Source organism: Aminobacterium sp. UBA4834, assembly GCF_002400205.1.
GTDB lineage: Bacteria > Synergistota > Synergistia > Synergistales > Aminobacteriaceae > Aminobacterium > Aminobacterium mobile.
In genome coordinates, this window is record NZ_DHFC01000018.1 from 293755 (window position 1) to 307476 (window position 13722).

General features: G+C 47.1%; 13 protein-coding genes. 4 read left to right on the forward strand and 9 right to left on the reverse strand.

Annotated elements, in window-relative coordinates; translation table 11 throughout:
• Nucleotides 1-30: 30 nt before the first annotated feature.
• Nucleotides 31-723 (reverse strand): response regulator, encoded by a 693-nt coding sequence (locus B3L97_RS07955; protein WP_286934771.1) that lies wholly within the window; start codon nucleotides 721-723, stop codon nucleotides 31-33.
• A 156-nt stretch (nucleotides 724-879) separates the two neighbouring features.
• On the opposite strand from B3L97_RS07955, the gene B3L97_RS07960 reads away from it, so the two are divergent.
• Nucleotides 880-1641, forward strand: coding sequence for a tRNA 2-thiocytidine biosynthesis TtcA family protein (locus B3L97_RS07960; protein WP_286934772.1), 762 nt, complete (start codon nucleotides 880-882; stop codon nucleotides 1639-1641).
• A 150-nt stretch (nucleotides 1642-1791) separates the two neighbouring features.
• Here B3L97_RS07960 and B3L97_RS07965 read toward each other — a convergent pair whose 3' ends face one another.
• The 4 genes from B3L97_RS07965 to B3L97_RS07980 all read right to left on the reverse strand — a co-directional run bounded on the left by B3L97_RS07965 (nucleotide 1792) and on the right by B3L97_RS07980 (nucleotide 5347).
• Nucleotides 1792-2739 carry a SufB/SufD family protein gene (locus tag B3L97_RS07965; protein ID WP_286934774.1) on the reverse strand — a complete coding sequence of 316 codons (948 nt, stop codon included), beginning with the start codon at nucleotides 2737-2739 and terminating at the stop codon, nucleotides 1792-1794.
• The gene (locus B3L97_RS07970; protein WP_024821902.1) at nucleotides 2726-3466 is read right to left on the reverse strand and encodes an ABC transporter ATP-binding protein; all 741 of its coding nucleotides are present in this window, start codon (nucleotides 3464-3466) and stop codon (nucleotides 2726-2728) included. Before B3L97_RS07970 ends, B3L97_RS07965 begins: the two co-directional genes overlap by 14 nt.
• 135 nt (nucleotides 3467-3601) lie before the next feature.
• A complete protein-coding gene (locus B3L97_RS07975) occupies nucleotides 3602-5002 on the reverse strand; it encodes a glucose-6-phosphate isomerase (RefSeq protein ID WP_024821901.1) in 1401 nt (466 codons plus the stop codon).
• Between the two features lie 108 nt (nucleotides 5003-5110).
• Nucleotides 5111-5347, reverse strand: coding sequence for a glutaredoxin domain-containing protein (locus B3L97_RS07980; RefSeq protein ID WP_286934776.1), 237 nt, complete (start codon nucleotides 5345-5347; stop codon nucleotides 5111-5113).
• A 274-nt stretch (nucleotides 5348-5621) separates the two neighbouring features.
• On the opposite strand from B3L97_RS07980, the gene B3L97_RS07985 reads away from it, so the two are divergent.
• Genes B3L97_RS07985 through B3L97_RS07995 form a run of 3 tightly spaced genes read left to right on the forward strand, consistent with a single transcriptional unit; the run spans nucleotide 5622 to nucleotide 8123 of the window.
• A complete protein-coding gene (locus B3L97_RS07985; RefSeq protein ID WP_024821899.1) occupies nucleotides 5622-6455 on the forward strand; it encodes a sulfide/dihydroorotate dehydrogenase-like FAD/NAD-binding protein in 834 nt (277 codons plus the stop codon).
• 3 nt (nucleotides 6456-6458) lie between these two features.
• Nucleotides 6459-7877 (forward strand): NADPH-dependent glutamate synthase, encoded by a 1419-nt coding sequence (gene gltA, locus B3L97_RS07990; RefSeq protein WP_156923336.1) that lies wholly within the window; start codon nucleotides 6459-6461, stop codon nucleotides 7875-7877.
• Nucleotides 7878-7907: 30 nt separating this feature from the next.
• Nucleotides 7908-8123: a hypothetical protein gene (locus tag B3L97_RS07995; protein WP_024821897.1), complete on the forward strand. Its 216-nt coding sequence runs from the start codon at nucleotides 7908-7910 to the stop codon at nucleotides 8121-8123.
• A gap of 109 nt (nucleotides 8124-8232) precedes the next feature.
• Here the strand turns inward: B3L97_RS07995 and fusA are convergent, their stop codons facing one another.
• From fusA to gatC, 4 genes are all read right to left on the reverse strand, one after another.
• Complete coding sequence (fusA, locus tag B3L97_RS08000; RefSeq protein ID WP_286934778.1) at nucleotides 8233-10314, reverse strand: elongation factor G; 2082 nt, start codon at nucleotides 10312-10314, stop codon at nucleotides 8233-8235.
• A 164-nt stretch (nucleotides 10315-10478) separates the two neighbouring features.
• On the reverse strand, nucleotides 10479-11951 hold the full coding sequence (gene gatB, locus B3L97_RS08005) for an Asp-tRNA(Asn)/Glu-tRNA(Gln) amidotransferase subunit GatB (RefSeq protein ID WP_286934780.1): 1473 nt from the start codon (nucleotides 11949-11951) through the stop codon (nucleotides 10479-10481).
• Entirely contained in the window at nucleotides 11951-13420 is a 1470-nt protein-coding gene (gene gatA, locus B3L97_RS08010; protein WP_286934781.1) for an Asp-tRNA(Asn)/Glu-tRNA(Gln) amidotransferase subunit GatA, read from the reverse strand. Before gatA ends, gatB begins: the two co-directional genes overlap by 1 nt.
• A 1-nt stretch (nucleotide 13421) precedes the next feature.
• Nucleotides 13422-13718 carry an Asp-tRNA(Asn)/Glu-tRNA(Gln) amidotransferase subunit GatC gene (gene gatC, locus B3L97_RS08015; RefSeq protein WP_024821893.1) on the reverse strand — a complete coding sequence of 99 codons (297 nt, stop codon included), beginning with the start codon at nucleotides 13716-13718 and terminating at the stop codon, nucleotides 13422-13424.
• Between the last annotated feature and the right edge of the window lie 4 nt (nucleotides 13719-13722).

A 13722-nucleotide genomic window follows, 5' to 3' on the forward strand; every position in this document is an offset into this window, starting at 1 on the left:
ACAAAAAGCCTCTCCTTTTTATGAATCTTTTTATTTTTCTCCTATACCGCCACCAATGATTTGGCGTAATGATTCCGGTTGCAGCTGGGCAAACCCAATTCTCCACGCAAGAATAGCCGCTTGCGTGCGGTCCCGTAAGTCTAGTTTCTTAAGAACGTGACTTACATGGTTCTTCACTGTTTTTTCTGAAAGCACCATCTTAGAAGCCACTTCAGCATTACTCAACCCTTGAGACAGCCAGTATAATATCTCTTTTTCTCGGGGTGTCAGTTCATAAAGCTGGTCGTTCTCCTCTTTACGCCGTGAGAAAGAAGTGAGCAGCTTTCCTGCAACGCGAGGATCTACGTAAGGCTGGTTTCTGTTGGCCGATCGGATAGCCGACAAAAGTTCTACTCGCCCAGACGCTTTCAAAACAAATCCCAAAACTCCAGCTGAAGAAAGAGCCGACAGGCTATCTTCATCATCGTAAGCGCTCACAGCCACGTACTTAATATTATGGGGATAACTGTTCAGCTCCCTCACGAGCTGAATCCCATCGATTTTGGGCATATTAATGTCGAAGAGAAGCACATCTGGCTCCCTGTCTCGGACCACCTTCAGCGCCTCTTCCCCATCTCCAGCTTCACCGATCACCTCTATATCCGACTCCAGTTCTAACAACTTTTTGACGCCATCTCGAAAGAGTCGATGGTCATCCGCGATAACCAGGCGTATCGGATCCATAGCTCCACCTCCACGTACTCTTTAAAAATCATTTCACCATAACTATGGTATAGTTTAGTTGTTTTTGTAAAACTATACCGTACTTCTATCTTCCATATAGTTGGGACTTCAGCCCTAATTATAACTTATTTTATAAAGAGAGGCACAAATTTACAGATGATTCAAGGAATAAAGGATAAAGAACTAAAAATACAACCAACTATCCGGAAAAGAATCGGCAAAGCGCTAGGAGATTACTCCATGATCAACGATGGGGATAAAATAATGGTGGGACTCTCTGGAGGAAAAGACAGTCTCATGTTGCTCACAGCCCTCGCGTTGTTCCGGAAACGATCACCTCGCCATTTCGGCCTCGCCGCTTGCACAGTAGATATTTCCGGGGGACATTTAGACACCAAACCTCTAACCAACTTTTGCCACTCTTTAGAAGTAGATCATTTTATCACTCTCTACCCTATATCGGAAATAATAAAAAACAGGGACGAAAAATCTCCCTGCAGTTTTTGTGCAAACCTTAGGCGAGGAATTATCAGTTCCGTAGCTCAAGATAAAGGATATAACGTTCTGGCTTTAGGGCACAATCTTGACGATGTGGCAGAGACTGTGCTTATGAACTTATTTCAAACTGGCCGATTCAAATGTTTTCAACCTCGCTTCTGGCAAAGTCGAACAAACGTCTGGGTCATCAGGCCCCTCATCTACGTAGGTGAGGAAGAGTTGCGCAGTGAAGCGGTGCGACTCAATCTGCCTGTCGTTCAAGAAGTTTGTCCTTTTTCTCTAGATACTCAGAGAAGCCGCACCCGCTCTCTCATTGAGGAGCTTGAGAAAGAAGCTCCGTGGATCAAAGTCAATATTCTTCACGCCCTCTCCTCAATACGTTCTTCCGACATATGGCAAAAGGAAAAAGAGGAAGACTGATAGGAAAACACTTGGTCCGTAAGTTTGTGCCACGCTTGCAAAATGGAGAACAGGGGAAGGCTGAGTACAAGTCGCCAAGAAGACAAAGAAAAGGGAGGAGCTCACATACGAAGCTTCTCCCTCATCTATTATTTTTTTAATCGGGTGTCTCTACTTCAACAAACCAGAGACAATCATGTCTATAGCTTCGTCCGCCGAAAGCCCTTTCGCCATAAGTCCGGCTATTTTATCGTCGGCAATTCGACCTATAGCTGCCTCATGGGTCACTTCCGCTTCCGGGTGAGATGCTCGCACCACAGGAGAAGCATCGGCCACAGCATGACCTTGAATCACTTCCGTGCAATCAACATGGCCTTTCGCACCTGAAGCCGCCCCATCAATCATGCCAAGGAAACTCCCTCTACTGTGATCCTTCAAAACGGTACGAGTCTTAATAAGCGCCGAACTATTCTGTCCAGACAATTTTACAACATCCTGAATTTTAACTTGATCATCATGTTTCCCATAGACCTTTGAGGTAAGCTCTACATGGCTCCCCTCTCCAACAGCATCTATATCGATCTTAATATCAAGGGTACCGATCTGCCCTTCTACTAACGTAAAATCATTTACGTACCGGCCGCCATTCTGAACTGTCACTTTCGTTACAGGCCGAACGTCCATCTGGCTCTTCGGTCCGTGAAAATGGAGCTCTCTATAAGCAACATCCGCTCCCTCCCCTACCTCCACAAGGCCTTCCATGGCGTGAAGGAATTTTTCTGCATGAGGGAACACACAGTGAGCTAAAAACTCCACCTTCGCCCCGCGGCCTACTACAATATGACTTACGATAACCTGCCGCCCATCTTTGCGGACATCGCCAAAACAGAGATGAACAGGCTCTTTCACCTGCGTCCCTTCTTCTATCTCAATAAAGGCCTTTACTCCATCGTCTGTTTCGTAAGCCTCAATATGGACTCCTTCTATTTCATGATAGTCAACAACTTTATTCGCTTGAATAAAGGCATACGCTCCTTTGCGATGGTTGAAATAGCCATGGTTGGGAGATTGGGCAGCAATAGAAAGGATCTCTTGAAACTCTTCGCTAATCTTTGCCACGGCGAATCACCTGCTCTTCACATCCGTCACAAGGGCGGCACTGAGACATAAAATAGCGTTTTACAGCTGAGGCACTGCCTTCCAATATAATTCGGCCATCGCACATAAGGTATGATCTGTCACAACCTGCCGCCACATCTTCCCGGTGGGTAATCACCATTACGCCACTTCCACCATCTGCCAAGAGACGCAAAAGCCCCATAACCTCCCGCAAAGCGAGCAAATCCACCCCTGAATCCGGTTCATCCAAAATAGCCAGTTGAGGTTTCATTAAATAAATGGAGGCAAGTTCTATGCGTTTCCGCTCCCCCCCTGAAAGGCTCTTATCTATACAGCGATCCAGAAAAGAAGAATTCATTTGAATAAAAGACATGGCTTCTTCCAGATCTCGTTCTGAACAACTTTTTGCTCCCGTGCGAAGATAGTCTCGAATTGTAATACCCTCATATCTTGCTGGGAGCTGCCACGCCAACGTTATACCTGCTCTGGCACGCTCGGTAATAGCCCACTGGGTAATATCCTGGCCCTGGAAAAAAATAGTCCCTTTAGCCGGAATATAGTCTGGCACCCCCATCAGCGCATAGGCGAGGGTCGACTTCCCTGCTCCATTTCGACCTAATACACCTGTCACTTCTCCAGCCTCTACGCGGAGGCTTAAATCCCTCAGTATCGTCGCATTTCCCCGACGAACTGTTATGGAATGTACATTCAGGAGAGACGTATCCATACTTCCCCAATCCCTTCTATTCAGCTTTACTTATTCTTCCTTTTACATAATCTACAGTCTGCAAGCCCACCAGGATTCCCATCCAGCCGGGGTTAAGTTTTTATGTTTTATATAGTCTCTAATCTGCCCTGTATTCTAACACTTTTCCTGCGATGGGATGGCGATCGTACGTTGAGAAAGCAATGCGGAAAAACCGCGGGCTTCTTCTGCGAAAGACTGATAGCCTGGCCTCTCCATCAAACCGTATGTATAATGTTTCCCTTGCTCTACTCCTGGCTGATCGAAAGGATTTACATCCATCACCCCGCCAGTAAGAGCTGTGGCAAACTCGAAGAAATAGATAAGCCCTCCAAGATGCTTCGCATCAAGTTTCGGTATCTCCACCCAAAGAACCGGACGCCCTGCCTTAATGAGGGCGGAAGCTGTGGAGAGCTGCTCTACATCCCGTAGCCGATTCATTGACTGATTGAAAAGATATGAAAGAGAAGACAGGCTTTTATCTTTAGAGAGAGGAATTGTAATATCCTCATCCACATGCTTCACATGTACTAATACATATAATTTGTCATCTGGCCCTTCCGTGTATAACTGAAGCTGGGAATGTTGATCGATAGTTCCAAGAGCCTTAATGGGGGTAGACCCTCTTCCTGCCTTCCCCAGGCTCTCCCCCCAAAGTTGAGCGAACCAGTCACTGAACATGGCGAGTCCGTCAAGATATGGAATAAAAGCAATCATATTCCTTCCTCTGAGATAATGAAGCCAAGTGAGTCCCGCAAAAACCCAGGCTGGATTCTGTTCCATTCCCTCCAGATCGACGAGAGACTGCGCCATTTCGCGGGCCCCGCAAAGAAGGGCTGGCACATCTATTCCAAGAGCAGCGGCAGAAAGCAACCCCACCGGGGAAAGAACAGAGTAACGGCCTCCAACAGTGGAAGGAAGCTCTAACGTAAGACAGCCTTGCTCCAGAGCAAAATCCTTCAGCAGACTCTCTTTCAGATCGGTAATCACTACTGTCTGCCTGGCTGCTTCTTCTTTTCCCACAGCCCTTTCCAAACGTTCCCAGGAAAAGAGGAAGTTTGCCATAGTCTCAGCAGTAGAGCCCGACTTGCTTGCTACAATCAAAGCAGTACGTTTAGGATCCACACACTTCCACATAGTCATGTTCTCAAGAGAATCTACATTATCGGAAATATAGAAGCGAGGCCTCCCTTTTTCATGACAAATTTCGTTCCAATACGGGGGCAAAAGAGCAGAATGAAGCATTTGATTCCCTAACGCTGATCCGCCAATCCCTATCTGTATCAACGCATCAAAAGAAGCGAGGGATCTTCCCACTTTCATTACCTCTGTAGGATCAGAGTAAGGTAAAAGGAGCCATCCCGTGCCCTGCAAACCGTCACGAGATCGCTCCTTTATCTGTTGAGCCGCCTGTCTAAGGCGAGACGAAAGGTTCTGAAGTTCCTGAAACGTTGCTCCTCCCGAAACAAGATGGGAACCTAGAGCAGCTCCTAAATGGAGCTGAAGCAAGGGTTTCATTTTATGACCTCCCTATATCTGAACTCTGTAAGAATTTTATACTCTTTCTCACCTCAAAGCTATGGGGAAGTATAAAAGACAGATATGGGAGAGTTGAAGAAATGCAAGCTATGCCTTTAGTTTTTCAATTTCTTCGTCGATAGCCTGTCGGTCAAACCCCACAATATACTTCTCATCAAACTGCACCACTGGAACTCCCATCTGGCCAGTCTTTCGTACCATATCCATAGCCGCCTCCCTATTTTGGGAGACATCAATTACTTCAAAAATCATCCCTTTTGAAGTAAGATATTCTTTGGTTTTTGTGCACCAGGGGCATGTGGGAGTGGAATATACTTTAATCATTTTGTTTTCCTCCTTTTCTTGAAGGGTATACCCTCTATAGGTATATTACATCCCTCCCCCTGATTCGTCAATTCTTGCGTTTGGATAAAGTAGGGGGTAATGTTTTTCCTTGTGCAAAATCGCAAAAAACTTGAGGTATAGTAGGAAGGATTCGTGGCATAATTTATATTGACAAAATAAATATAACATATAAGGTATCGAGATGAGAGTGGATAACACAACCCCAAATAAATTTACCCCCAGTACATCTTCGATACAACGAGGAGGAAACAAAGTGTACAAAATAGTCTCCAAAAAGCTTGTCGTACCGAAGGAGTTCGACGTATGGGTCGAGGCTCCAAGGGTAGCGCGACATGTCCAGCCCGGACAGTTCGTTATTATTAGAACGAACCCAAAAGGTGAGCGGATTCCTCTCACAGTAGCTGATTTTGACAGAGAGAAAGGGCTCATCAGGATGATCTTCCAGATTGTAGGGAAGACGACAGCAGAGTTTGCCGAATTGAACGAGGGAGATTCTCTCTCTGATATTCTCGGACCTCTGGGCACTCCTAGCGAGATCAAGCATTATGGAACAGTGCTTGGCATTGGTGGCGGAGTAGGAATTGCAGCTCTCTTCCCCATTATCCGCGCTTTGAAGGAAGCGGGAAACAAGGTTATTACCATCCTTGGCGGACGGAATAAAGACCTTGTAATCATGAAGGAAGAGTGCGAGCAAGTCTCCGATGAACTCATTATCACTACCGATGATGGCTCTGCAGGAATGAAGGGTGTGGTTACTGATGCCATGGCTCTCTTGTCAGAGCGTGGCGAGAAGATCGACCAGGCTTGGGCCGTTGGTCCTTCTATCATGATGAAATTCGCTTCTTTCAAAGCGAAAGAATTGAACATTCCCATTTTCGTCTCACTCAACCCCATCATGATCGATGGAACTGGTATGTGCGGTGGCTGCAGAGTAACAATCAACGACCAGATCCGATTTGCCTGTGTCGACGGGCCAGAGTTCGATGGTTGGGGCGTGAACTGGAACGAGTTCATGAACCGTCTGCGACAGTACAAAGACGAGGAAAAAATGTCTTTGGAAAAATTTCAGGCTGAAATGGGTGAATAGGAAATGGCGTTGAATATTGCTCCTAAAAGACTGCCCGTTCCCGAGCAATCACCCGAGGAACGGATTAAGAATTTTAATGATGTTGTTATAGGTTATAGCATTGAAGAGGCTGTAGCAGAAAGCTCACGGTGCCTTCAGTGCAAGAATGCTCCGTGTATTAAAGGGTGCCCAGTCTCCATTAATATCCCAGCTTTTCTTAAAGCTATTAGAGAAAAAAATCTGGAAGAATCGTATGAGATTATTACCCAGTACACAAACCTTCCTGCAGTGTGCGGACGTGTCTGCCCTCAGGAAAAGCAGTGTGAAGGCGTTTGCACTGTAGGGAAAATAAAGGGATATGATCCTGTCTCTATCGGTAAAATGGAGCGTTTTATAGCCGACTGGAAAGCTGAGCATGGCAGCAAAGAGCCACCTAAGGTCGTACCTCAGACGAAAGGGAAAGTGGCGGTTGTAGGTTCTGGCCCTTCCAGTTTGACAGTTGCTGGCGATTTGGCAAAAATGGGATATAAAGTAACTGTTTTTGAGGCATTGCATGCCGCAGGCGGAGTTCTCATGTATGGCATTCCTGAGTTCCGTCTTCCTAAAGCTATCGTACGCCGTGAGATTGAGAACATTAAGGCTTTAGGCGTAGAGATTCAGACGAATACCGTCGTAGGACGGAGCGTTACCATTGAAGAAATTCGTGATAATTACGATGCCATGTACATTGCATCCGGAGCAGGAACTCCTCATTTCATGGGAATTGCTGGAACAAGCTTGAATGGCGTGTATTCTGCCAGTGAGTACTTGACCCGAATCAATTTAATGCATGGATATGAATTTCCTAAATACGACACCCCTGTGAAAGAGTCAGAGAAAGTGGTTGTCGTAGGTGGCGGAAACGTGGCTATGGATGCTGCCCGTTCCGCTCTTCGTCTCGGCGCGAAGAACGTGCAGGTGGTTTATCGCCGCTCTCTTGAAGAGCTTCCTGCCCGTATTGAAGAGTACCATCACGCCGTAGAGGAAGGCGTCGTATTCAACTGGCTTACAAACCCTGTAGAGTACGTAGGAGACGACAAGGGCAACCTGGTGGGAGTCAAGTGTATCCGCATGGAACTTGGCGAACCTGACGCTTCTGGCCGTCGCCGTCCTCAGCCCGTTGCCGGCAGTGAGTTTACCCTTGAGGCCGATACTATTATTGAAGCTATTGGACAAGGCCCCAATAAAGTCTTGCTCAACGCTTTCCCTGAACTGAAGCTCAATAAGAAGGGATACATTGAAGCCGATGAAGAGACAGGGCAAGCAGACCCAGACTGGGTTTTTGCTGGTGGAGATATTGTTACCGGAGCCGCAACCGTCATATTGGCCATGGGCGCAGGAAAGAAAGCGGCTGTAGCCATCGACGAATATATTTCCACAAAAAAAGCAGGAGAAAAAAAGTAACGTCAGCATATACAAAGGAGGGACGCTAAGATGTCTATAGACGAGAGAAAAGCGGCTAAATGGGAAATGTTTCGTAAAGAAACTTTAGAAATAGCAGCAAAGCGCCTGAACGCCGATTTTGATCGCTATATTGGTTCCTTAACTGAACGGGCATGGAAACATGTCATGTCAGAAGGTGTTCTTAGCCCTGAAAAAGCAGAGGCGACTATGTGGAAGTTCTTCTCGGAAGATCAGAAGAACCGTTAGCTCTGTGTCTTGGCATACCTCCGCACATTTATTAATGTACATAAACCAGAAGGGGCCTCGTTGAGGCCCCTTCTGGTTTATTTCTACATTCCATATTCTATGCTTCTTATTATTCTTCTTCCTCTTCCTGCTTGTGCTCAGCAATAACCTTTTTCGCAACATCCCCCGGAACTTCCTCATAATGGTCGTACTCCATAGAGAATGTTCCTCGACCAGATGTCATGGAGCGAAGGACAATAGCGTATTTAAACATCTCCGCAAGAGGAACCTGGGCTCTCACGACCTGCAAGCGTCCGTGGCTGTCTATACCTAATATTCGGCCGCGACGACTGTTAAGGTCGCCCATAACATCACCAAGGTACTCTTCGGGAACTATAACTTCCACAACCATAATGGGTTCAAGAAGTACTGGGTTCGCTTCAAGAATTCCTTTCTTGAAAGACATGGATGCTGCAATTTTAAAGGCCATTTCAGAGCTATCCACTTCGTGATAGGAACCAAAGAAAAGCTCGGCCTGAAAATCTACCGTGGGGAATCCCGCTAAAGGACCTTTCGACAGAGCTTCTCTAAGCCCCTTCTCCACTGCGGGGATATACCCTTTGGGCACAGCACCGCCTACAATTTTATCTTCAAAAACAAACCCGGCTCCTCTCTCTAGGGGCAAGTAACGAATATGGACGTCTCCATACTGCCCACGGCCGCCAGTCTGCTTTTTATATTTCCCCTGAGCTTCAGCTTTTTTCCGTATTGTCTCTCTATAAGGAACCTGGGGCGTTTTCGTTTCGAGTTCAACTCCGTAACGCTCACGTATGCGAGAAAGAACAATATCTATATGCATGTCGCCCATACCCGACAAAACGTTATCGCCAGTTTCCGGGTTCTTTTCGAAGGTAAGGACTGGATCTTCCTCAAGAATTTTATGAAGGGCGTTGGAAAGTTTATCCTCATCAGCGCGGCTCTTGGCCAACACTGCAACGCTATAAACAGGTTTAGGGAAATTAATGGGGGGGAACTGGATATTCTGGCTTTTTACGCTTACTGTGTCGCCAACTTGGGTGCTATGAAGTTTCGGAATGGCTACAATATCACCCACAATAATTTCTTTTTCGTCTGTTCCATCTTTCCCCTTCATGAATTTAAAAGAGCTGATGCGCTCTTCTTCATCTCTATTCACGTCATAAAGAATTCCATCGCTGGCCAAGTGGCCTGAAAAAACTCTGATATACGAGAGCTTACCGACATAAGGGTCTACCATTACTTTAAAGCAAAGTCCTGAAAAGGGCGTATCCAGACTTGCCTGTATTTCTACTTCTTCTTCCCCTACCATAGCCTTTCTGTGATGAGACTCGAGGGGGGAGGGAAGCATATCCGCTAGAAAATCAAGGAGCTGGTGAGCACCGATATTGGCCGTTCCAGAGCCAGGGAGGATGGGGAAAATGTGCCGTTCTCGTATTGCCTTTCTTGCAGCAGCCATAAGTTCATCGCTGGATATTTCTTCCCCTTCCAGATACTTCATCATGAGTTCGTCGTCGGCTTCCACAATCGACTCTACAAGAGACTCTCTCAAAGAAACCACTTCGTCAGCCATCCCTGAGGGAACATCACTTTCAGAGAAAGAACCTGAACCGTCATTTTTATAAAGGTACGCTTTCTGCTTCAGTATATCTACAAGACCATTGAAAGAAAGCTCTTCTCCTACTGGGAGAAAAAAAGGAGCTGCTTTTTCGCTCAACTGTTCTTTTATATCCGCTACAGTTCTAGAAAAATCAGAATTTTCACGATCGAGCTTACTTACAAAGAAAACTACAGGGATCTCAAAATCTTCTGCAAACTCAAAGGCCTTTCCAGTCTGCACTTCTACACCATGGAGACCGCTTACGACTGTTAATGCCGCGTCAGATACTCGCATAGCGGAACGCATCTCGCCTATAAAGTCAGCGAAACCTGGTGTGTCGAGAAGATAGAGTCTCTTGTTCTTACGATCCAAGGTTACCAGAGCGGTGTTGATAGAAATCTGCCGTTTCTGCTCTTCTGCACCAAAATCTGCAACGGTGTTGCCGCCTTCGATGGTCCCCATTCGGGAGATATCGCCGTTGGAAAAGAGCATAGCCTCCACCAAGGACGTCTTGCCGGCTCCACCGTGAGCTACAATGGCAATACTTCTGATGTCTTCAGGTTTGCGCGTTCCCATACCCTACTACCTCCTCAAATATGCCCCCTACTGCCACAGCGTTCAATGGCCAGCATTCAGGCTGTTTTATAGTCTTGAAATGATACTGTCTTATCTTACGCATAGCCGATTCGATAGTCAATAAAACAAAGGGCAGGGAACACATACCCTGCCCAAACACAACGCTATATTCCAAGCAATTTCTCAAGAACCGAAACAACATCCTTCGGATCCGCCTGCCCTCGAGCTTCTTTCATAACAAGCCCTTGGAGAAACTTCTTTTTCTTGCCCTTTTTGTCCTCTCCGCTTCGGATAACTTCCACCACATCACTATTGTTATCCAACACAGATTGAACCATCTCTTCAAGCTGAGCCCCTGTTATGCCGCCTTCCTGAACACCACAGGCCTCCATCGCCTTCTCCAAAGAGAGACGCCGGTCCACCATCGTGTCGAGAACTTCTCGAGCTGCCGTTGTAGAAATTTTATTATCATCAACTTTAGTGATAATCTTCGCTAAAATTTCAGGAGCTACAGGGAAATCAGCAAGCTCTATTTTCTTGTCGTTCAAAATTCTAAGCACTTCTGTCCTGACCCAATTCGCTGCTCGGGCAGGAGTCGCTCCAGCACGAACACAGGCTTCATAGAAGTCGGCAAGGGCCACATGTTCTGAAAGAATCATGGCGTCAACATCCGAAAGCTCATATTCTTTTTTGAACCGCTCCACTTTTTCCCATGGAAGCTCGGGCAATGTGCTCTTGATCTTCTCCACAAAACCTTTGGGAAGAATGAGAGGTGGCAAGTCAGGCTCAGGGAAATAGCGATAATCATGAGCCTCTTCCTTGCTTCTCGTCGCCATTGTCACTCCATCTACGTCGTTCCAATGGCGGGTCTCCTGAACAATAGTCTTCCCTTCAGCCAAAAGCTGGCTTTGACGTTTAAATTCATATTCCAAGGCCCGTTCCAAAGCCCGCAGGGAGTTGAGGTTCTTTACCTCGGCTCTATCGCCCCAACGGCCGTCGGAACACTTCACCGATATGTTGGCGTCTACCCGCAACGAGCCCTTCTCCATATCGCCATCAGACACTTCAAGATATCTCACAAGCTGTCTGAGTCTTGATACATACTCTTTAGCCTCTGCTGCCGAACGAAGATCTGGTTCAGAAACTATTTCCGCCAGAGGAACGCCTCCCCTGTTATAGTCCACGAAAGACTGATCGGCTCCAGCCAGTCGGCCGTCTGTAGCTTCATGCACAAGCTTTCCGGCGTCTTCCTCCAGATGGAGACGTGTGATCCGTATCTTATGAGGGCCGCCTTCCTCAGTCGTTATCTCAACATACCCCTTCTCCGCTATGGGAAGGTCGTACTGGCTAATCTGATAGGCTTTAGGTAGGTCTGCATAAAAATAGTTTTTACGATGGAACCGCGTGGCTTCCCGTATTGTGCAATTTAAGGCCAGACCAGCCCTTACTCCATATTCCACAGCTTTCCCGTTCAAGGAGGGGAGAGAACCAGGCAACCCAAGACAAGCCGGGCATACATTCGTGTTAGGAACCGCCCCAATATAATCCGTAGAGCAAGAGCAGAATATTTTTGTCTTCGTAGCGAGCTGCACGTGAATTTCAAGACCGATAACCGGGGTAAAAGTTAGTTTAGACATTAACGAGCACCTCCCTTGGCAATAGGAGCCGCACCAAAGGTTTTTTCATGAACAGATGCAATAGACAGAAGGCTCTCTTCCGCCCATCGCGGAGCTATGAACTGCATGCCTATGGGAAGACCTTCCGACGTATACCCTCCATTGAGGGAAAGAGCTGGGAGACCTGCCAAGTTCACTGGCAATGTAAAAACATCTGTCAGGTACATTTGTATTGGGTCATCTTCAAAGGAGCCCTTCTTGAAGGCAGGGGTCGGTGCTGTGGGCAACAAGACTGCGTCCACACTGCCAAATGCCGACTTAAATTCCTGGGTAATCAGCTGGCGAACCTTTTGAGCCACGAGATAGTAGGCATCATAATATCCCGAACTTAAGACATACGTACCTATAAGAATCCGGCGTTTTACTTCAGGGCCCAAGCCTTGAGCCCTTGTTTTCATGTAGAGGTCGATAAGAGAGTCAGCCTCTGTAGAAAGACCGTAGCGGACGCCGTCAAATCTCGCCAAGTTGGAACTGGCTTCAGCCGGCGCTAAAATATAGTAGCAGGCAAGCCCATACCCGATCGTAGTGGGGAGGGATATTTCCACTATCTCCGCCCCTGATTCTTTGCAGAAAGCCAAAGTTGTATCGAAGGTCGCGCGAATGTCCGGATGCAATGCATATCCTTCAAGCTCTTTAACCACGCCTATTTTTTTACCAGCTAATGACTCTGCGCAAAGAGCGCCCGTGTAGTCTGGCCGAGGGCATCGGCTACAGGTGGAATCTCTTTCGTCGCTCTTTCCTATGGTATTGAGAATAAGAGCTATATCTTCCGCTGTTCGCGTAAAGGGGCCGATCTGGTCAAGGGAGGAAGCAAACGCTATGAGCCCCCATCTGCTTACAAGGCCGTAGGTGGGTTTAAACCCATATACTCCGCAAAAAGAGGCCGGCTGACGAATAGACCCTCCTGTATCGCTTCCCAGGGCAAAAGGCACATACCCAGCCGCCACAGCCGCGGCACTTCCCCCAGAGCTTCCTCCTGGAACTCTCTCGTAATCCCACGGATTAGATGTTGGACCGTAAATAGAGTTTTCTGTTGTGCCTCCCATGGCAAATTCATCGAGATTTGCTTTCCCCAAAAGCACGGCTCCCGCCTCGTTCAGAAAGTCAAAAACAGCTGCATTATAGGGGGGCTTCCACTGGCCAAGAATCTTGCTGGCACAAGTGGTAGGAATACCTCGAGTACACATATTGTCTTTCAAAACGAAGGGAACCCCTGCCAAAGGAGCCAGTCCTTTCCCCGCAGCCCGTGCCTCATCTATTTCTTTTGCCTTACATCGTCCCTCTTCTTCCGTGACCGTCAAAAGAGCAGATATGTGAGTCTCCAGAGACCGCGCCCGGTTCAGACACGCTTCAAAAACGTCGCTGGCAGAAAAATCGCCCGACGAAATACCTGAAGCAATTCGAGCAGCTGAAAGTTCATAGAGTTCCATCTTACTCCTCCTCTACTATCCGGGGGACTCTGAAAAAGTCTCCATGACGATAAGGAGCTTCGTTAAGAGCCTCTTCTCTCACGGAGCTGTCTATCTCTACATCTTCTCTCCAGGGAATCTCTTCATCTACCTTTAAGGCAAATGCATCTATACCCTGAAGATCCAGTTCGCTAAGTCGATTGAAGTAAGCCATAATTTTTTCAAAATGCTGATGCATGGCTTTAACCTCTTCTTCGCTGATCTCCAATCGGGCGAGCGCAGCTACATGCCTGATATCTTCTGCCTCGACAGCCATCATCAAT

Bases quoted from the DNA above. Each gene is read 5' to 3' on its own strand.
- fusA (WP_286934778.1), bottom strand. From the start codon at position 10,314: ATGGGAACGCGCAAACCTGAAGACATCAGAAGTATTGCCATTGTAGCT.
- B3L97_RS07995 (WP_024821897.1), top strand. From the start codon at position 7,908: ATGTCTATAGACGAGAGAAAAGCGGCTAAATGGGAAATGTTTCGTAAA.
- gatA (WP_286934781.1), bottom strand. From the start codon at position 13,420: ATGGAACTCTATGAACTTTCAGCTGCTCGAATTGCTTCAGGTATTTCG.
- B3L97_RS07955 (WP_286934771.1), bottom strand. From the start codon at position 723: ATGGATCCGATACGCCTGGTTATCGCGGATGACCATCGACTCTTTCGA.
- gatC (WP_024821893.1), bottom strand. From the start codon at position 13,718: ATGATGGCTGTCGAGGCAGAAGATATCAGGCATGTAGCTGCGCTCGCC.
- gltA (WP_156923336.1), top strand. From the start codon at position 6,459: ATGGCGTTGAATATTGCTCCTAAAAGACTGCCCGTTCCCGAGCAATCA.
- B3L97_RS07980 (WP_286934776.1), bottom strand. From the start codon at position 5,347: ATGATTAAAGTATATTCCACTCCCACATGCCCCTGGTGCACAAAAACC.
- gatB (WP_286934780.1), bottom strand. From the start codon at position 11,951: ATGTCTAAACTAACTTTTACCCCGGTTATCGGTCTTGAAATTCACGTG.
- B3L97_RS07960 (WP_286934772.1), top strand. From the start codon at position 880: ATGATTCAAGGAATAAAGGATAAAGAACTAAAAATACAACCAACTATC.
- B3L97_RS07975 (WP_024821901.1), bottom strand. From the start codon at position 5,002: ATGAAACCCTTGCTTCAGCTCCATTTAGGAGCTGCTCTAGGTTCCCAT.
- B3L97_RS07970 (WP_024821902.1), bottom strand. From the start codon at position 3,466: ATGGATACGTCTCTCCTGAATGTACATTCCATAACAGTTCGTCGGGGA.